General features: G+C 43.7%; 16 protein-coding genes. 5 read left to right on the top strand and 11 right to left on the bottom strand.

Annotated features, from left to right (window positions below; translation table 11 throughout):
• The first annotated feature begins 6 nt into the window (after positions 1–6).
• Both BN3912_RS03165 and BN3912_RS03160 read left to right on the top strand, forming a co-directional pair.
• Complete coding sequence (locus tag BN3912_RS03165; RefSeq protein WP_023984438.1) at positions 7–2,523, top strand: glycoside hydrolase family 31 protein; 2,517 nt, start codon at positions 7–9, stop codon at positions 2,521–2,523.
• Between the two features lie 135 nt (positions 2,524–2,658).
• A complete protein-coding gene (locus tag BN3912_RS03160) occupies positions 2,659–3,465 on the top strand; it encodes a TerB family tellurite resistance protein (RefSeq protein WP_023984439.1) in 807 nt (268 codons plus the stop codon).
• Between the two features lie 254 nt (positions 3,466–3,719).
• On the opposite strand, the gene BN3912_RS03155 is transcribed toward BN3912_RS03160, so the two are convergent.
• The 4 genes from BN3912_RS03155 to BN3912_RS03135 all read right to left on the bottom strand — a co-directional run bounded on the left by BN3912_RS03155 (position 3,720) and on the right by BN3912_RS03135 (position 7,255).
• A complete protein-coding gene (locus tag BN3912_RS03155; protein WP_023984440.1) occupies positions 3,720–4,544 on the bottom strand; it encodes a zinc ribbon domain-containing protein in 825 nt (274 codons plus the stop codon).
• A 3-nt stretch (positions 4,545–4,547) separates the two neighbouring features.
• Complete coding sequence (locus tag BN3912_RS03150; protein ID WP_023984441.1) at positions 4,548–5,336, bottom strand: Nif3-like dinuclear metal center hexameric protein; 789 nt, start codon at positions 5,334–5,336, stop codon at positions 4,548–4,550.
• A 524-nt stretch (positions 5,337–5,860) separates the two neighbouring features.
• On the bottom strand, positions 5,861–6,607 hold the full coding sequence (locus BN3912_RS03140; protein ID WP_023984443.1) for an ABC transporter permease: 747 nt from the start codon (positions 6,605–6,607) through the stop codon (positions 5,861–5,863).
• Positions 6,608–6,622: 15 nt separating this feature from the next.
• Positions 6,623–7,255 (bottom strand): ATP-binding cassette domain-containing protein, encoded by a 633-nt coding sequence (locus tag BN3912_RS03135; RefSeq protein WP_023984444.1) that lies wholly within the window; start codon positions 7,253–7,255, stop codon positions 6,623–6,625.
• A gap of 185 nt (positions 7,256–7,440) precedes the next feature.
• On the opposite strand from BN3912_RS03135, the gene BN3912_RS03130 reads away from it, so the two are divergent.
• Positions 7,441–8,550: an agmatine deiminase family protein gene (locus BN3912_RS03130; RefSeq protein WP_023984445.1), complete on the top strand. Its 1,110-nt coding sequence runs from the start codon at positions 7,441–7,443 to the stop codon at positions 8,548–8,550.
• Positions 8,551–8,612: 62 nt separating this feature from the next.
• On the top strand, positions 8,613–9,497 hold the full coding sequence (locus tag BN3912_RS03125; protein ID WP_023984446.1) for a carbon-nitrogen hydrolase: 885 nt from the start codon (positions 8,613–8,615) through the stop codon (positions 9,495–9,497).
• Between the two features lie 245 nt (positions 9,498–9,742).
• Here the strand turns inward: BN3912_RS03125 and BN3912_RS03120 are convergent, their stop codons facing one another.
• The 7 genes from BN3912_RS03120 to BN3912_RS03090 form a co-directional block, all read right to left on the bottom strand.
• Entirely contained in the window at positions 9,743–11,590 is a 1,848-nt protein-coding gene (locus BN3912_RS03120) for an ATP-binding protein (RefSeq protein WP_023984447.1), read from the bottom strand.
• Between the two features lie 8 nt (positions 11,591–11,598).
• On the bottom strand, positions 11,599–12,708 hold the full coding sequence (locus BN3912_RS03115) for a hypothetical protein (protein WP_023984448.1): 1,110 nt from the start codon (positions 12,706–12,708) through the stop codon (positions 11,599–11,601).
• Positions 12,709–12,712: 4 nt separating this feature from the next.
• The gene (gene yhdJ / locus BN3912_RS03110) at positions 12,713–13,579 is read right to left on the bottom strand and encodes an adenine-specific DNA-methyltransferase (protein WP_023984449.1); all 867 of its coding nucleotides are present in this window, start codon (positions 13,577–13,579) and stop codon (positions 12,713–12,715) included.
• Between the two features lie 27 nt (positions 13,580–13,606).
• Positions 13,607–13,813, bottom strand: coding sequence for a helix-turn-helix domain-containing protein (locus BN3912_RS03105; RefSeq protein ID WP_023984450.1), 207 nt, complete (start codon positions 13,811–13,813; stop codon positions 13,607–13,609).
• A 179-nt stretch (positions 13,814–13,992) separates the two neighbouring features.
• Positions 13,993–15,354, bottom strand: coding sequence for a MobV family relaxase (gene mobV, locus BN3912_RS03100; protein WP_023984451.1), 1,362 nt, complete (start codon positions 15,352–15,354; stop codon positions 13,993–13,995).
• Between the two features lie 592 nt (positions 15,355–15,946).
• Entirely contained in the window at positions 15,947–16,339 is a 393-nt protein-coding gene (locus BN3912_RS03095) for a hypothetical protein (RefSeq protein ID WP_023984452.1), read from the bottom strand.
• A 22-nt stretch (positions 16,340–16,361) separates the two neighbouring features.
• Entirely contained in the window at positions 16,362–17,594 is a 1,233-nt protein-coding gene (locus BN3912_RS03090) for a site-specific integrase (RefSeq protein WP_023984453.1), read from the bottom strand.
• Positions 17,595–17,885: 291 nt separating this feature from the next.
• Between BN3912_RS03090 and BN3912_RS03085 the strand changes: the two genes are divergently transcribed.
• Positions 17,886–18,869, top strand: coding sequence for a hypothetical protein (locus BN3912_RS03085; RefSeq protein ID WP_023984454.1), 984 nt, complete (start codon positions 17,886–17,888; stop codon positions 18,867–18,869).
• Positions 18,870–18,874 lie beyond the last annotated feature (5 nt).

Below are 18,874 nucleotides of genomic sequence, written 5' to 3'. Positions count from 1 at the left end.
AAACTCATGAAATTCAATTCAGTGTATAGGTTCGGCCTTTCTTTGGCCGCAGCGTGTTGCATTTTTACCTCTGTATCTGCACAGAAAAATGTGGCCTATCAGGATCAGAATGTCCGTATTTCCGTGATTACCGATGGAGTTGTCAGAATGGAATATGCTCCCGACGGGCAGTTTATGAATGATAATTCGTTCATAGCCGTGAACAGAAATTATCCTGCAGCTGCGTTTAAAGTGCAGAATAAAGGGCGGAAAGTAGAAATAAGTACGGCACAGTTTGTACTTACATATAATAAAGGTACGGGCAAGTTTACCGCAGATAACCTGCAAATTGCCTCTCCTAAGGCAAAGAAAACGATACCGTTTGTGTGGAAGCCCGGCATGAAAGATGAGAAAAACCTAAAAGGTACCTATCGTACCCTCGACGGTTACGACGGAAATATGCACGACAATGAGCCGATGCCGATAGAAGACGGTCTGCTTTCAAGAAGTGGATGGACTTTCATAGATGACTCTGAAGGCTATATATTCGACCGTTCCGAATGGCCTTGGGTAGCCCATCGTGCCAATGAGGGCAATACTCAAGACTGGTATTTCATGGTGTATGGGCACGATTATAAGAAAGCCTTGAAAGATTTTACCGTCTTTTCGGGCAAGGTACCTCTGCCTCCGCGCTATGCTTTCGGTTACTGGTGGTCGCGCTATTGGTCGTATTCGGATAATGAGATGCGCGATCTTGTGAGCCATTTCAGAAACTACAATGTGCCTTTGGATGTGATGGTAGTAGATATAGACTGGCATTATCGCGAGAATGGAAAGGGCGGATGGACGGGTTATACGTGGAACCGACGCCTGTTTCCCAGCCCGAAAGGCTTCTTGAAATGGCTCGATGACGAGCATCTGCAATCCACTTTCAACCTTCATCCGGCCGATGGAATTAGGAATTTCGAGGAACATTATCCCGAAATGGCTAAGTGGATGGGCGTCGATCCGGCCACAAAACAGGATATAGCTTGGCAGGCTTCCGATAAACATTTTATGAAAGGATGGATCGAAACGCAGCTCCGACCGATGGAAAAGGATGGGGTTGACTTCTGGTGGCTGGACTGGCAACAGTGGAACAACGACCGTCTATTCCCGAAACTTAGCAATACATGGTGGCTGAATTATGTGGTTTTCACCGATATGGAGCGTACCTACGACCGCCGTCCGATGCTTTATCATCGTTGGGGAGGGCTGGGCAACCACCGTTACCAGATAGGATTCTCGGGCGATGCTATCATTAGTTGGCGCTCACTTGACTATCAACCTTACTTTAACTCTACTGCCTCGAACGTGTTGTACGGCTTTTGGAGCCACGATATAGGCGGACATTACGGCGTTTCAGTAATCGATCCAGAGCTTTATATCCGCTGGATGCAGTTCGGTGCGTTGAGTCCTATCCTCCGTACACATTCCACCAAGAATTCCGGTCTTAATAAAGAACCGTGGGAATTCGACTATCATAAGGTCGATATAATTCGAAATATCGTGGACGAGCGTTATGCCTTGGCACCGTACATCTATACCATGGCCCGCAAAACTTACGACGATGCCATCGCTATTTGCCGTCCCATGTACTACGATTACCCCGAAAATAATGAGGCATACGATAACAGGAACGAGTATATGTTCGGCGATCAGATGCTCGTTTATCCCATTACATCGCCGATGAAAGACGGAACTTCTAAAGAAAAAGTATGGCTGCCGGCGGGGAACGACTGGTATGAAGTTTCGTCAGGTACGCTTCTTAAAGGCGGACAAACTGTGGAACGCAGCTTTCATCTCGATGAATATCCGCTTTATATCAAGGCAGGTTCTGTTATTCCCATGTATGGAAAGGTGAAGAATTTGCAGGGCAATGACGAGCCGGTAGTGGTTTCCGTGTACCCCGGAACTAAGGGACAATTCTCATTGTATGAGGATAATGGCAACGATAAGAATTATGCCAATGAATATGCAACGACGGAGTTGGCTGCACAGCGCAACGGAAATGTGCTCACGGTAAGCATAGGTGCGCGTAAGGGTTCTTATAAAGATATGCCCTCTGCACGCCGTTTCAAAGTGAAAGTCGTGGCATCTGCCGTACCTGAAAGTATCATGATCAACGGACAGAAGGCCGATTTCGAGTATGATGGCAATAATCTGACGCTTATAATCGATGTTCCCGAAACAGATTGCAGCGTGGCCAAGAAGATAAATATTACCTATCCGCAAGATGCGCTCGATGTGGCCGACGGAACCATCGGGCGGTTCCGCCGCATACAGCAGAACTGTCTTACAGCCAAACGCGATGATGCCGAGATCATTTTCGGTGAGGAATTGGGCACCATGGAGTCTACTGGACGGGCGATTTCTTATTACCCCAACCGATTTAGAGAGTATATCGAAGCGTTCCGCAAGAACTATGCGAACCTACCGCAGATATTGAAAAACAATGGTCTTAATGACGAACGGGTAGAAAAGTTCCTAAAAGCAACTTATTAAGTTTGTCTGGCTGTGAGTTGCAGGGGATGCAACAAATAGTTGCATCCCTTTATTGTTTTTAAGACATTATGTTCAAACAGTCTCGCTTTTTGTTCGTACATTTGCGTTTACATTGATTATCAGCATAGAAAATATATGGCATCTGGAAAATGGATAGGCGGCTTTTTGGGCTTTATTACGGGCGGTCCGTTGGGCGCATTGGCAGGGTTTGCGCTCGGTTGGCTTTTCGATCAGGGAATAGATTCGGTTAATGTTGCCGACACACAGGGGCAGAGCAAAGCCGATAGTTTTGGGCAGAACGGCCGCTATCGGCAGCAGATGCAGGAAGGACAGCGTAATTCTTTTCTGTTCAGTTTGCTTGTCTTGGCAGCTTACATCATCAGGGCAGACGGGAAAGTCATGCATTCTGAGATGGAAATGCTAAGGAATTTCCTCCGACAGAACTTCGGAGAAGAGGCTGTGGTGCAGGGAGAAAGCATTGTACACCGTTTGTTCGAACAGCAGAAACAGATGGGGGAGCGCCAGTACAGCATAACCATACACAGTGTTTGCAGGCAGATTGCAGCAAACATGGACTATTCGCAGCGCTTGCAGTTGCTCAATTTTCTTGTAATGATAGCCCAAGCCGACGGACATGTAGCTATGCAGGAAATCGAAGCATTGCGAGAAGTATGTGCGGGATTGGGACTCTCTGTCGAAGATGTAGAGTCTATGTTGAACCTGCAGACTGGCGGCAGTAGCCTCGAAGCAGCCTATAAAGTGCTCGGTATTTCGAGTAATGTTTCAGATGCAGAAGTGAAAAGTGCGTACCGAAAGATGGCACTCAAGCACCATCCGGATCGGGTATCGGCGTTGGGAGAAGATGTGCGTAAGGCTGCTGAACGCAAGTTCCAAGAAATCAATGAGGCCAAAGAAAAGATATTTAAAGTAAGGGGATTGTGAGTTATGGCGCTGTAAGATGTGCATAATGTGTTCTTTTCGGCGTTATAGAACAATTCGTTCATATCTCGTAAGAATAACCCGCAAGAGGTCTTGCTTCCAGCAATTCATGCAGATTACTATACCTATAGGGCGGTTACACCTATAATATACGGCCGTAAGACAGCTGGTATAAACAAAATAGAGTGCCTGTGTAAGCGGGCACTCTATGGTTATTATAAAAGACGGTTCTTCTTTCGAAGGAAGAAACTCTTCCTTTATTCTTCTTCTTTCTTTGTCTTGCGTATGGCACGTTTGCGCTTGGGTTTCTCCTCAACAGCAGTATTTTCCATCTTTACACCTGCCAACTCGGGATCGATCATGATGCGTCCGCAGTATTCGCATACGATTACTTTCTTGTGCATTTTGATATCTAACTGGCGTTGAGGCGGTATCTTGTTGAAACAGCCGCCGCATGCATCGCGCTGAACATATACAATTCCCAGTCCGTTACGGGCATTCTTGCGGATACGTTTGAAACTTGAAAGCAAACGAGGTTCTATCTTTATTTCCAGTTCTTTGGCTTTTCCTTTCAATTTATCCTCTTCCTCGCGCGTTTCCTGCATAATTTCATCGAGCTCGTTCCGCTTCTGTTCAAGGTCTCCTTGGCGGTCCTGTATCTGCTCTTGTGCCTGTTCGTAGTCGTGTTTACGTTCCTCTATTTTAATTAGAGCTTCCTTTATTTTCTTGTTGCACAGCTCTATTTCGAGCTCCTGAAACTCGATTTCTTTTGTTAGGGTATCGTATTCGCGGTTATTCTTTACCTCGTCGAGCTGCTTTTTGTAACGGTCTACGCTTATTTGTGCCTTGGTAATATCCGCTTTCTTCTGGGTAACGGCATCCTCGAACTCCCTGATATCGGTCTGAATATTCTCTACACGTGTATTCAATCCCTCTATTTCGTCTTCCAAATCTTGTACTTCGAGCGGAAGTTCACCGCGCAGTGCGCGCTTTTCGTCGATACCCGAAAGGGTGGTCTGCAGTTGGTACAGTGCCTTTAGTTTCTCTTCTACCGACAAATCTGTAGGATCTTTCTTTGCCATATTTTATAAGTAAATTATAGGATTTGTGTTCGTCTTCGTGAGATAGCATCTCACTTCTTTACACTTATCCTCGATGATTGATTTGAATATTTCGTTCGTAAATTGTTCGCTCTGATAATGCCCGATGACGGCAATTTGTATCTCTTGCTCGTGTCCGAAGAACTCATGATAGTGCATCTCGCCCGTTACAAAGGCATCGGCTCCGGCCTTTATGGCATCTGCAAGCATAAAAGAGCCGGCCCCTCCGCATAGGGCAACGCGCTTGATATCGCGCCTTAGCAGTTGATTGGCCTGCACGCATTCCACATCGAAAGTACGTTTAAGCATCAGAACAAAGTCGTCTGCCGCCAATGGCCGTGCAAGATTACCGATCACCCCCGAGCCTCCGATTACGCCGCCGGCACTCTTTGTTTCTCCAAGGAACTCTACATTGCTCAGCTGCATTTTCTCTGCAATCTTATAATTTACGCCGCCTAACGCGTTATCCATGTTTGTGTGCATGGATACGATCGTAATGTTATTCTGCAAAGCCTTTATTACCGTGCGCTGTACATAGTCGGTATCGCTGATCTGTGCGAGCTTGTGAAAGATTAAAGGATGATGAGACACAATAAGATTGCAGCCCAAAGACACCGCTTCGTCTACTATCTTTTCGTCGACGTCAAGACACAATAAAGCCCCTGATACTTCCGTCTCTGTTAATCCAACCTGCAGGCCGGCATTATCGAAACCTTCCTGTAAGGGCAGAGGCGCGAATTGTTCAAGGGCGTCAACCACTTCTATAATCTTCACGCTTATATCGTTTAGAACTGCAAAGATAAGCTTTTTATTTCGGAACAGAAAGGAACAACGATCCTGTTTAATTATTTTTAAGTATTATGTTCGGGCATATCGTGAGGCACAGGCACAAAAAACCGGCCTGAAATTCAGACCGGTTTCCGTTATTTCTCTATTGTACTTATGCCAGTATGTTTGCTCTTCCGGCGTTGTACATACTCAAGATTTCTACGCAAAATCTTCTAAATGTTCTGTTTTTTATAAACTTTTTTGTCATTTCTCTCATAATCTTTTTACCTTTCTATGCTAAAATTACGTTATCCATGTGGGATGCCTCTTCACATCCTTTGTGCTTAATACCTATTGCATATATTACCGATTTGAAGCGGTATAATATTGAAGACGAGTGCAAAAGTAACTACTTGCGGCATGTAAAAGAAGAGAATAACCGGAAAAAACCGGCCATACCCCTCATATTTTGACTTGTGTCAAATGGTTTGATTTGCATCAATGTTGCAGACAGAACGTCTGTTCAGGGCTCATACACCTATGGTGTAACGGCGATAAACCCACAGTGTAACGGCCATAGACATAAGGGATGAGCAGAACATAGCTACAATGATTAGAACTTGGATTGCCGCTGCACTGACCGCACTTGTGCCGCCGAGGATCATCGTCCACATAATGACGGGCGACGAGCTTACCACAATACCCGCCGTATGGGCGATGTTCGGCAGTGCTGTTTTCTCTATGGTGCGGCGCACGATGTATCGGGTAGCCTCGGTATATGTAGCGCCATTGCCCAACAGATAGTCGTAGAGTTGGGCGTGATAGCTCGTTCCTGCATGATAAGTGGCCAAGGCTTTGCTGTTTACGGTAATCATATTGCCGATGAGCAACCCCATAATAGGGATGAAGAAACGCCCGTCTATGGGATTTTCGATACCCAGCGAGAGGAACAACAGGTAGAGTCCGGTTATGAGAGAACCTACCGTTACGCCTGCAAAAACGGGCATCAGAAAGCTGCGCAGGTGCAGTCTTGCCTTCACGATTACGGCTGCCGAGGCGGCTGCAGCCATCAGTAAGAACCACAAAATGTTGACGAATGTGTTGTTCATCTCTATGATGTATTTCAGAAACAAGGCCGTAAGCGCCATAACGACCAGCATCTTTAAGAGTCCTTTAGCCAACTTCTGCCATATATTTATGCGGTAATAATAAAGTATGTACAGTGGCAGCACAAGCAACAGCATGCCCAAGGCAAGGCCCAATACCGTTATTTCCATCTTCGTTTCTCTATTTTATGATTGGTTTCCAAGCACGATGTGCTTGTTGAAAATATCTTTTATACGTTCGTCGTTTGTCGCTATGATCATGATAGACGTATTGTTTTTCAGTGCTGTCAGGTAGTTTTTTATCCGTTCGGCGCCATCGTCGTCCTGTTCAGATGTCGGTTCGTCGAGCAAAAACATGCTGCGTATCGGCGCTGTTGCAACCGATAACAGAATGCGTTGCAGCGTGCTACTGTCTATATTCGATAGCTTTCGGCCCCACATACCGTTGTCTACGCCCAATTGCTTCCAGTCTGCAAACAGTTTATTTTTAGAAAATTGCTGCTTTTCGTTGGCATGCAAAGCAGCAAAGGTCATAAAAAGTTCTGCCACGGTTGTGCCCTGCAGGCGCAAATCTTGTGGGAGATAAGCCATCTTCTGCCTGAAATAAGCGGCCGAAAGTGGCGTTATCAGCTCGCCGTCTATGGTGGTGTACCCGCTTTCTGCCTGCTGTAATCCCATGAAAGTTCGCAATAGCGTTGTCTTTCCGCAGCCTTTTAAGCCGCTTACACATAGGGTGTCGCCTTCTTTAACGGTAAAAGAAAGAGAATTGAAAAGCTGTTTACCGCCCATATTCAGGCACACTTCTTTCATTTCAAGCATAGGGTTCCGTAGCAAATGTATGCTTGCAAAGGTAATAGTTTAATTTTAAATCGGTCGATAATTATACATTTTTTCATTTTCGGCGGCACGAATGTCGACTTAAATACCTATCTTTGCAATAGCAGAAGACGTTCTCTGTCTTCGGTAGGGATCAGTATTCGATGTGAAATAAAAACATTGTTCAAATGATAAACTACTCGATGAATGGCCGTAATTATATGTTTCCAGCCGAATGGTACCCCCAAAGCGGCGTGCAACTTACATGGCCTCATGCCGATACCGACTGGAAAGAATGTCTGCATGCCATCACGGCAACGTTTGTAGAAATGGCAAAGACCATCGTAAGGTACGAGAAACTCTTGGTCGTGGCGCAGCATGTAGACGACGTAGAAGCGCTGCTTCGCCGTGAAATAAGTGCCGAATTGTTCAAGAATATCGTGTTCTGTCGGGCCGAAAACAACGATACATGGGCGCGAGACCATGCCTTTATCACCCTTGTTCCGGCCGACCATGCCTCTGTATATCAGGCTCAAAGTTGCTTGCTCGACTTCTGTTTCAATGGTTGGGGCGGCAAATTCGCGGCCCATTTGGATAATGCAATCAACCGAAAGGTATATTATCAGGGCGTTCTGAAAGGAGGGTATGAAGATCATACCGACTTTGTACTCGAAGGAGGTGCCGTGGAAACCGACGGTAAAGGTACCGTATTCACCACATCCTCCTGCCTGTTGAAGGCACCGAACCGTAATCAACCGTTGGATAAAAAGCGGATAGAAGCCAAGTTGAAGGCCATGCTGCGTGTCCAAAGGATTGTGTGGATAGATCATGGAAGGCTGATCGGCGACGATACGGACGGGCATATAGACACCATAGTGCGTACTTCTCCGGGCGATACATTGCTGTATGTGGGCTGCGATAACCCCAAAGACGAGCAATATACCGACTTTCAAGCCTTGGAAGAGCAGCTGCGTACCTTTCGTACCATAGAGGGCAAACCCTATCGGTTGCTGAAACTACCTATGCCCGATGCCATTTACGACGATGATAAACAGCGCTTGCCGGCCACTTATGCCAACTTTGTAATCCTGAATGGTGGACTTATTTATCCCACTTACAGGCAACCTGATAACGATAGGAGGGCTGCCGAAGTGCTGCAACAGGCATTTCCGGACAGGCAACTTGTACCCGTCGATGCCTGTACAGTTATCAAACAGCACGGTTCCCTGCACTGTCTGACCATGCAATATCCCCAAAACGTGATACAAGAAATAGGCTGTATGCCGGATATATTTTAGTTCTACCGCGCATACATTATTGTATTGTTATAGACACATTATTATAATATTATAGCTACATCATGAGAAAAATAAAGATAGGTGTGCTGCAAATGCACAATACGGCATCGGCGGAAGACAATCGGATGCGGTTGGCAGAGGGCATAACCGACCTTGCCAAGCGGGGTGCACAGCTCGTTGTGCTGCAAGAGTTGCACAATACGTTGTACTTCTGTCAAACGGAAACGGTCGATAACTTTAATCTCTCGGAGCCTATTCCGGGCCCTTCAACGGCCGTGTTCGGCGATTTAGCGAAAACACTTGGCGTGGTTATCGTTGCTTCGCTGTTCGAAAAGCGGGCTCCGGGCCTATATCATAACACGGCAGTGGTACTGGATACCGACGGCAGCATAGCCGGAAAGTACCGCAAGATGCACATTCCAGATGATCCGGCCTATTATGAGAAGTTCTATTTTACGCCCGGAGACCTCGGTTTTCACCCTATTGAAACGAGCGTAGGCCGACTGGGCGTGCTTGTTTGTTGGGATCAGTGGTACCCCGAGGCTGCCCGTCTGATGGCCTTAGAAGGCGCTGAACTGCTGATATATCCTACAGCTATCGGCTACGAAAGTCGAGATACGGCCGATGAACAGCAAAGACAACGCGACGCGTGGGCCATTGTACAGCGCGGACATGCCGTTGCAAACGGGCTACCCGTGGTAACTGTCAACCGTGTAGGCTTCGAACACGATCCTTCGGGGCAAACTGAAGGCATACAATTTTGGGGGAGTAGCTTCGTTGCAGGGCCCCAAGGAGAGCTGTATTACCGTGCTTCGGAGACGGAAGAGGACAGTGCCGTGGTAGAAATAGACCTTGATCATGGCGAACAGGTGCGCCGTTGGTGGCCGTTCTTTCGCGATCGACGCATAGAAGAGTACGGGGGGATTACAAAAAGATACGGCCTGTAGGTTCGTGAAAACGATATTATTCCAACTGAATATGGCATGCTTTCGGGTAACGGGAGGCGTGAGTGGTTGTTTATTTTAGATTTTTATCGATTTGACTTAACCGATTGAGAAATAAACTTTTAGCGAATTATTTGAGAAATAGAGGTAACGATTTAGCAACTGTGCGAATTTCAGCGTTTTGCGTTACTATGCTGTCAAATAACTCTTTCTAAATGCAAAGATACAAAATAGACTTGAATTCAAGTCTATTTTGTATGATTTGTTTTAAATCGTTCCCGTAAGATTTTTAAGAACGTGGAATTTCTTGAATCCGCATCTTCTACCATTGCTTTATAATCAAGAATATACGCATTTTGTATAACACTTTGCTTCATATCCAAATCTAAATATACAGATTTCGAACGGAAATACATTTCACCATTAGAGAATAGTGGTTTAAACCCATTATTTATCAGATGTTTCCTATACCTATCGTCAAAATCAACAATTCCATAGAACCACATTCTTTGAACTCGATTACCATAATATTCGGCTAAACGTTGAGTTCTTGTATCTAACTGAAATTCTACTATCGAATTTTGTTCTGCACTAATACCCAATCGTTTAAGCTCAACTACAACAACATCAACTTTGGCATTTTCTATTTGTGGATTTTCCGAGAAAAATAATGTCATATCAGGTCTGTCATCATCGTTATCTTTAACCTCACCTTGCGTAATTACATTAATTACTTTGGACATTTCAGCTTCACTTAATACCATATAATAGCTCATAAACTTATCATCAAAAATCCATACATTATTGTTGTACAAATCAGTGATGATATTTTCATCCTTGAACTCGGAAAATTTTGGTGCAATAAGGTTATGAATATCCGCTTCTTTATTTTTGGCATTTAATGTTTGCATTCTTTTTATGACATTTTGTCTAAACAGAATATATTCCGCTAAAGCTCGTGCAGATAAATCAAGTGATTTCTCAAACTGCTCGTCATTTAACTCTTTTGCACCCAAGATTTCTTTTTGGTCTCTAAAAAATTTATCTTGCGCTTTCTTTAATACATCTGACTGCGAAGAATATCCAATGTCATTATTTTCAAAATATCCACTTAAATGAGGATATGTATCATTTAGGTATTTCTCCTTGCTTTTATTATTTCTTTCAATCTGAGGAAACTGTTCTTTTACAACCTCTGCAATAGCATTACGAAAGATGAATTTAATAATACTTAAGTCTGAATCAGGTATAGATAAGTTTATACGAGCTCCATCTACACTCCCTTGAAAAGATTCAGACATAAGCAAAAATATCATTTCATAACCTGTTGGCAAATTTTCTCCTGCAATAATATCTATCTTATGGCTACGTTCGTCTATTGCTAATGCAGTAATGACATTACTCTCTTTTGGAGCAACTTCTCTAACATTATAATATAATTCAATTTTGTTAAAAAGGTCTGTTTGAGCACCTAATGGCTTTATTTGAAAATTCGGTAATTCAACTGTATTGATTGTATCTTTAACACAAGAGCCTCCAATGGTAGTTTTGATATAAACACTTATTTGTTTGCCAGCAAGTTTAGCTTTATAGAACTTCATATAAAAGTTTTCTAATAAAGCTTTCTTTATATAATGTGGATTTATATAATCATTTTTGCCAAGTCTTTCTCCTGTGAAGCCACTCATTCTAAAAATTGAGCCATTGAGTGTTGGCTCGATTTCAGTTATAGTACAATCTTTATCAAATGCTTCATTAAATTCAAAAACTCGTTGTTTTGAATTATCGAAAACGCTTTTAACTTCAACTTTATCAAAATAGCATAAATAGACCAAGCGTCCTAAACCTTTGTGGCTTTGTTCTTCAACATCAAATAATTTGGAAAATTTTCCAAATCTTACATCATTGAATCCAACACCATTATCTGAAAGTATAACTATTAAATTATGCAATTCTCCATAATTACTCAATGATATATTGATATTGAATTCGGTAGCATTTGCATCTAAAGCATTTGCAAACGCTTCAAAATAAATCATCTCAAATGACGATTTAGAGAAAAACATCTTCAATGCTTGTTTGATATTAACTTCCATATTATTTTTTATAATTCATCCTCATAGTTAAACTCAACTCTACTTTGAAGTATTATCTCTTTGAGTACATTCGAAATCAGCCCTGCATCTTCTACTCTTTGAAAATGATGTAGCAGTGTTGGGATATTTATAATTTCCTCTATGCATTCCATATACTTACAAACAATATCTTCTACAACATAAGTTTTGGAAGCATCTTTATACAATTTATCTTTCAAAACACCCACATCATCAAGCGATTTAACCACGAATGTAATAGGATATTTTTCTATTTTCTCAATGTCAAGGAAATACTTTTTGAAATCCAACGTTTCTGTTACTTGGAAAAATCTCCCCAAAGGTTTCATTACAAAATCAATACCTCCATCATTGGCATTTGTTCTTCCTGTCTTATAAAGTTTTAAGGCTTCTTCGTTCAAATTTTCCCAAGAATACCCCCATATAATAGTTTGCTCTTTATAGTAATATTTGAGAATAGCATAACTAACTATCTCAAATAATCTTGCATCAACATTTGGAGCAAGCAACCCTATTATAAACTCATGAACATTTACACTATTGCTATCTTCGATAGCCTGTAATTCTTCGCATTGTGCGATGAAACGTTGAAACGAATCTTGCTTAACTTTCACATATTCATCTATAATTGCGATAATAGCTTTAGCAATATTATATTGGTTCCCATTGACATCAACTATTAATAAATTTTCATTTATCCAATAACGGTTAGTTTCCAAGTTTCGCAAAATAGGAGTTATTTCTGATGTGGGAAAGAACTTTTGGAATTCCGCATTCATTCGATTATTCAATGCGTGATTTTGCAATTTACTTCCAAAAGGAAGTTCTCGTTGTCTCTGAAATAAACGAGAAAATTGCGCTCCTTCATAATTTTTATACATGGAATTTGTATCGAAATTATGTGCTATATAATCTTCAATTATAACATATATAGCATAAAGATTGGCAAAACTGGAACGGGATTTAGAACCTTTACTTGCAGATTTAGTTTTTTCATTTATATATTGAATCAAAAGATTTTTTGTGTAAATCTCCGTTCCATTTTCCCCGTATATTCGGAATAAAATATCTTTAATGATAGGTGTAAAGCTGTGTTCCATAAGTTTAAAAAAACAATGATGGTTGCTGAATATCTGTAGATATTGTTGGTTTATACACTTTTTGTAATGCTTCTAATGGTAATCCTTTGTATTCTGTTGCTAATTCTAATCGTCTAAGTCCGATTTTAATATACTCTTCTTGCAACTCAATCCCAATCGACTGCCTCCCTAAAGTTTTTGCCACATAAGAAGTTGTAAATGTACCAGAAAATGGGTCTAATACAACATCTCCCACTTTGGAACTTGCTTTTATTATTCTTTCAAGTAAGGCTATAGGTTTTTGGGTCGGATGATTTTCATATTCATCCATCCTATACCTAACTCGTGCGAAATCCCAAACATTGCCCGGAACTTTTTCTGTATTGTAAGGCTGTGGCGGATTTTTCCTATAGTCTATCAATTTGCGTTTTGCGCCAGTCTTTGCCTCTACCTTTATATCTTCAGCATTAAAGGTATAGTTGTTTTTATCCTTTACACAAAAAAGAATCGGTTCATACATAGAGCCAAAGTAGCGTTTAGCTTGTACCCCCGAACTATCATAAGCCCATACAAGACGAGATCGAATTGTTAGTTTCTTACGTAGAAAAATATCAAAATACGGCATGAATTGTGTCGATGTCATAACATAAAAAGCCCCTGATGGCTTCAACTTTTTAACACATAAATTCAGCCATTCATAACACCATTCTAAATAAGCTTCATCCGTTTCCCACTTATCTTTACAACCTGCGAAATCCTTTCCTATGTTATAAGGAGGGTCTGCGAATATTAAATCAATCGATTCATCCGCAATTTCTTCATTCAAAGCTATTATTGCATCTGAATGAATTATCTTATGTTCGGTATTCCCTATAACTTCAATATTATTCATATACTTATAAAGTTTTTTGTGCCACTTTCAATATCTGAGTGCATTATTCTCATTTTTAATAAGCCTGCAAACTTTATCTGCAAGCCATAATGTTACAAGCTCATTTTTATCAATCTGCAATATTTGGGCAATTGCTTCAACTTGCTCCCGTCTTGCTTCCCTCTCACCTTTCTCTATTTTGCAATATGTTGCAGTGTCAATATCCAGTGCCGCAGCCCATTGACGTTGCAGCATTTGGTTTTAAATACGAAGTTCTTTTATGCGCTCTGAAAACATCAGTTTTACTCTTTATTGTCTTGACATTATTTGGCAAATTTACTACTTTTATTTTGTTTAAGCACTATTGCAAGCCAATAATTTGGTTGACTTAAATTTAGCGATTGTGGTACAGCTAATTATTTATCTATTTCCACTTAAATTCCCTTGCCTTTCCTTTGCGGTTGTATAGGTCGGCGTATGTTCTGCTTTAACTTCTCGAACTGTTCCTTGAACCACTCGGCAATGGGTTTTCGGTCGATGGCAAGAACTAATCTCGTCCCGTCCGTCGGGTCTTTCACTACTTGAAACCCAGCCTTTTCGGTCGTGAATTTCCGTCCGTGTTCCTCCGAGTAGAGTACCCCCGCATACTCCAACGGCTTTCCCTTGACGAGCGTTGCGGTTTGCCTTTCATCGAATCCCACAAGGCGGCAGAGGTTTTCGATACGGAGCATTTCACGGAAATAGGGAAACCATGCCGCCGCCCTTGCAATTACCGTTTTCAAGAAAGATATTTCCTCCTTGTGCTTCGTTTCCTTGTCCGCTATCTCCCTGCGGTGCTTCCGTTCTACTTCTGCCATCTGTCGGCTGTGGTCTGCCTGCATGTTCTGTATTCTGTCTTGCAGGGCTTCGATGGTTTCCTCGTGGTCGGCTACCTCCCTATGCAGGGCGGTGTTCTCTTTTTCCAATGTCTTGACCTTGTTGCTGCCGAAAAGAGAACCGACACTCTCGGCGATGTTAGCGGCTGCGGTGGTTGCTGCCCCTTTCAGCTTCTCGGTCTGTATTTCTTTTTTCGCCCGTCTTAGTTCTTCCCGTGCCGATTCTTTCTGCTGTTGCAAATCCACCACTTCCGCTTTGAGGTCGTCGGCGAGTTTCTGTATATCCCGATAATACTGCTGCGTGGACTTGTGGCGAGCCTTCGAGCCGTCTATGCCCCTTTGCAACCCGTATTTCGCCATAGCTTCGGCATAGGTATCTTGGTAGGACTTCAATTTCAGCCGTGTCATAATATCGTCTGCGCACAGCCTCACGGTATCGGTCGGCTTCTTGCGGTATCGCTTTTTCGTCTGTTCCTCCCTTTTCCTGCGCTTTCGCTCTCCCTTGACGATGGGAACGAGCGTAACGTGTATATGCGGTGTTTCCTCGTCCCTGTGCAGGTGAGCCGCCACGATGTTCTCCTTTCCGAACGTGTCGGCGAAGTATTTCAGATTGTCGGCGCACCACTCGTCCAAACGCCCTTCTTCCTCTATCCGCTTCATGTCCTCGTGCGTTCCCGATACGTTGATGCGGATAGCCCGTACTTGGTTGCTTCCGATTTTGCGTGTCAGCCCCGCTTTTTCTAATCTCTGCTGTATAGCCGCCGAACGGTCTTTCACCCCGTCGGGGTATTTGATGAGCCTGCGGTTTAGGTGTGTGCGTGTGGGGTCGGCGTTCTTCGGTATGATGAAACGCTCGATATGTGCGGTCGTTCCGCTGTCGCTGCCGTGTGCCTTTTCCATGTGTAAAACTACGAAACCCATATATTCTTCCTTTCTTTTTTGGCTTGTGAAACAATGATTTTTTGTATCTTCGGGGGCGGCAAATGCCGTCCCCGATGGGGTGTGCAGAGGGGCTTGCCCCTTGCCTTATTAGGGAATTTTCAGCGATACGTAGTATTGCGGCTCGGAAAATTCCCTAATAAGCTATGGTATTTTCTTCGTAAATACCCTGCGGCATGCCGTCCGTCTGTCTGTCTGCCTTTCCGCGGTGGCTGTCCCTGCCGTCTGCTTACCCGTATAACTCCACCTTATTATTTTTCCCTTTCGGTCGGTGGTGGGCGGCGGGGTGGTCGTTTCCGTTTTCAAAGGCTCATTTGCACGGGGCGGTCGGATACAAGGTTTTCCCGATAAATACGCTCGCAGCGAAGCGAGAGGAAGATTTATCGGGAAACGGCGCAGCCGCTTGACCTTTTAGCCAACATAAAGCCCCGTGCTTGCTTTGCCTTTGTAAACGGAAATGATTGCTCCGCTTTCCTCTGAAAAGAGAAATAGAACCTGAAATATATATCACCATAGTGATAGGTTTGCATGTTGGTATGTTGGTATGTTGATATGTTGGTATGTTGATATATCATCATGCTTTCCAACGGCTGTTGGGCTTGCCGTCCGAAACAACCGACACGAATACCGTCGTTTTCTCTTTTCGCCCGTTTATAATCCTTTCCAACAACACTTTGCGGACTTTCGCCGCCCCGAACGATTCAATACGGAAAGCGAGGGCGGCTATCGTTTCGAGGTTGTAAACCTCCGCGCTGTATCTGTCCGATATGCGGATAATGCGCTTTATGTCATATATACTCAAAACTCCACTTTTGCAGAGTGCCTTTATCCCGGCCCGAACCGTCGGGGCGATAACCCCGAACAGTTCGCAGATTTCCCACTCGGTCATGGCGGTTGCACCTATATCGCTTGGCAGGAAGATATTGCCCTGCCCGTCCATCGTGATAATATTCCTTTCTTCTTTCATCGGTATGCTGTTTTTAATTAAATTAAATAGCTCGGCAGATATTCTTCTCCATATCTTCCAACTTGTGCGACAAGGTTTCCATGTCTTGGCTTATCTTTTGGGCGGTGATTTTGGCGTAAATTTGGGTGGTCTTTATGTTGGTATGCCCCAAAAGGCGGCTCACCGTTTCAATGGGTACACCGTGCGACAGAAGTACGGTCGTGGCGTTCGTGTGGCGTGCGACATGGTAGGTCAAACGTACCTTGAAGCCGCATTGTCTGCCTATCTCTTTAAGTATCTTGTTGCAACTTCCGTTACTCGGAACGGGGAAAACATGACCGTTCCTTGCCAGTCCCTTGTACTTTTCGATGATACGTTTGGGAACGTCCAAAAGGCGGATGTTCGATTCAGTGTTGGTTTTCTTTCTTCGGGTGATTATCCACAGGTTGCCATCGAAGAATGTTTGCAGGCGGTCGGCGGTGAGGTTCTTCACGTCCGAATACGCCAAACCCGTGAACACCGAAAAGACGAACAAGTCCCGTACAAGCTCGTGGGTGGCGTTCTTCATGGGTGCGTCCATGAGCGTCTGTATCTCCGTTTGCGTGAGGTAGCCCCTATCCACGCTTTCGGGAGAGTTGATATATCCGGCAAAGGGATTGAACGGCAAACGCCCGTCGTTCCTCGCAATGGAAACTATGTGTTTCAACACAATCATGTAGCCCCACACGGTATTGGTGCGGCATTTTTTCTCCGTGCGCAAAAAATACTCGAAATCGTTGATGAACGTGAGGTTAAGTTCCTTTAACGGAATATCCTCACGTTTGTAGGTATGGGGCAAAAACTCCCGAATATGGTTGCAGACCGTCCGATAACGGGTAAATGTACCCTGCGCCCTGCTGTGCCCGACTTTCTTCTCAAATTCGGCGTTGTGCTGCTCGAACAGCTTCAGCAAGGTTTCCTGCTTGATGCCGATACCGAGATAGGCGTCTTTGAGTTTGGCGGCGGTAACATAACCGTCCGTCTGCATTAACTCTTGATAGCGGCGGTTTACCTCCACACGGATTTTATCCACCGCAAGGTTGATTCTCTGTGCTTCGACGCTCTTGCCCGAAGCACGGTTGTTCTTCACGTCCCACAGCCGTGGGGGAACGTCCATCTTGCAACTGAACTGTTTAATCTCGCCGTCCACCGTGATACGGCACATCAGAGGCAGGTTGCCGTTGGGCTTCTCGCTGCCTTTCTTCACGTAAAATAATACCTTGAATGTACTACGCATAACTCACTCCTTTTTTGGTTACAAAATTAGTTATTAGTGAGTTACCGACAGCTATGTAAATCGACGCAAAACGCAGAAACAGAACCTTTTAGCAAGAAATCTGCACCCGTTACGGGAGTAACGAGGTGGTAACTGAACTTCTGCACCGTTTGGCTTCGAGGTGGTATTTCGTTGGCTCTGCCCTATAGAAAAACAAAGCGTAACGAACGCTCTATCAGCTAATTCGCTACACTTTGCCCAAATTTACTTTTTCGCTATGTGTTTATTTTAATATTTTCGATATCTATTTTTATGATGAATAAATTCTACACAATTAGTCTTTTTTTCTTGTTTTTGCTTTATGTAACAGGTGTAAAAGCCGAAAGCAAGTTGATTAAAGTTACTTCGTCGGATACGCAGATGACGTTTTCGTATCTGCCGAACGGTATGGTCGACCGTGCAATTCTAACCACCCAAGACGTCGGCCCTATGGGGAAAACCGTCTTTACCTTTACCTATGAGAGCGATAGGGTGATAGAAAATGTTGTTGAAACCGTGCTTGGAGACGAAATGCACCAGCGAAGAACCTCGGTAATAAAGGATGGATTGATTACCGAAGAGACGTTGGAAACGGAGGAAGACGGTATGGATATGATGGGTGGAGTAGTACAATATGAGAAACAAAAGACCTATCGTTACAAATATGATACCCGGCAACGCATGACAGAGGTTACAGCCATCGATAATGAGAATACCGAAGTGCATTACTCCTTTACGTGGCAAGGCGATAATATAACTAAGGTTACGATTACCGTAAACGGCAATTATGCGGGATACATCGACTACGGTTATTATGATGTAAGCGCGAATAAGCATCTTACAATGCTGTATTGTCCGGTGGTAATCGTCTGTTCGTATGGCGGAATGATACCTTACGGACAAATTCAGGCGGGCAACTATGGAGTGCCTCCGGTAGGGTTGCTTCGCGAAATCAGTTTCCGTGTGGACAATACCTATGCCGATAAACTCGACATTGCAGCCGATGATATCAGCCTAAGTTATGAAAACGGAGCCGACGGATTGGTTAGAAATATCCGACAGATGGAGGGTGCGGAGCTGGATGTCATATCGTTGGAATGGGATGTGACGAGTGGAATTAGGCATTATGCGGAGCGTGTAATAGACGGTGAGGCTGCATATTACGACCTTGGCGGGCGCAAATTGCCGCAGCGCGGGCACGGACTGACGATTATAAAAGATGCCGACGGCAAAACGAAAAAGGTGTTGAACCGCTGATAAGT

The organism is Prevotella phocaeensis (genome assembly GCF_900065875.1).
Classification (GTDB): domain Bacteria; phylum Bacteroidota; class Bacteroidia; order Bacteroidales; family Bacteroidaceae; genus Prevotella; species Prevotella phocaeensis.
The sequence above is the reverse complement of the archived record's forward strand: the minus strand, read 5'-3'. Positions and strand labels throughout refer to the sequence as shown.

What these genes read in the sequence shown, in the direction of transcription:
- BN3912_RS03165 (WP_023984438.1), top strand. Translation starts at nt 7, where the DNA reads ATGAAATTCAATTCAGTGTATAGGTTCGGCCTTTCTTTGGCCGCAGCG.
- BN3912_RS03160 (WP_023984439.1), top strand. Translation starts at nt 2,659, where the DNA reads ATGGCATCTGGAAAATGGATAGGCGGCTTTTTGGGCTTTATTACGGGC.
- BN3912_RS03155 (WP_023984440.1), bottom strand. Translation starts at nt 4,544, where the DNA reads ATGGCAAAGAAAGATCCTACAGATTTGTCGGTAGAAGAGAAACTAAAG.
- BN3912_RS03140 (WP_023984443.1), bottom strand. Translation starts at nt 6,607, where the DNA reads ATGGAAATAACGGTATTGGGCCTTGCCTTGGGCATGCTGTTGCTTGTG.
- BN3912_RS03135 (WP_023984444.1), bottom strand. Translation starts at nt 7,255, where the DNA reads ATGCTTGAAATGAAAGAAGTGTGCCTGAATATGGGCGGTAAACAGCTT.
- BN3912_RS03130 (WP_023984445.1), top strand. Translation starts at nt 7,441, where the DNA reads ATGATAAACTACTCGATGAATGGCCGTAATTATATGTTTCCAGCCGAA.
- BN3912_RS03125 (WP_023984446.1), top strand. Translation starts at nt 8,613, where the DNA reads ATGAGAAAAATAAAGATAGGTGTGCTGCAAATGCACAATACGGCATCG.
- BN3912_RS03120 (WP_023984447.1), bottom strand. Translation starts at nt 11,590, where the DNA reads ATGGAAGTTAATATCAAACAAGCATTGAAGATGTTTTTCTCTAAATCG.
- BN3912_RS03115 (WP_023984448.1), bottom strand. Translation starts at nt 12,708, where the DNA reads ATGGAACACAGCTTTACACCTATCATTAAAGATATTTTATTCCGAATA.
- yhdJ (WP_023984449.1), bottom strand. Translation starts at nt 13,579, where the DNA reads ATGAATAATATTGAAGTTATAGGGAATACCGAACATAAGATAATTCAT.
- BN3912_RS03105 (WP_023984450.1), bottom strand. Translation starts at nt 13,813, where the DNA reads ATGCTGCAACGTCAATGGGCTGCGGCACTGGATATTGACACTGCAACA.
- mobV (WP_023984451.1), bottom strand. Translation starts at nt 15,354, where the DNA reads ATGGGTTTCGTAGTTTTACACATGGAAAAGGCACACGGCAGCGACAGC.
- BN3912_RS03095 (WP_023984452.1), bottom strand. Translation starts at nt 16,339, where the DNA reads ATGAAAGAAGAAAGGAATATTATCACGATGGACGGGCAGGGCAATATC.
- BN3912_RS03090 (WP_023984453.1), bottom strand. Translation starts at nt 17,594, where the DNA reads ATGCGTAGTACATTCAAGGTATTATTTTACGTGAAGAAAGGCAGCGAG.
- BN3912_RS03085 (WP_023984454.1), top strand. Translation starts at nt 17,886, where the DNA reads ATGATGAATAAATTCTACACAATTAGTCTTTTTTTCTTGTTTTTGCTT.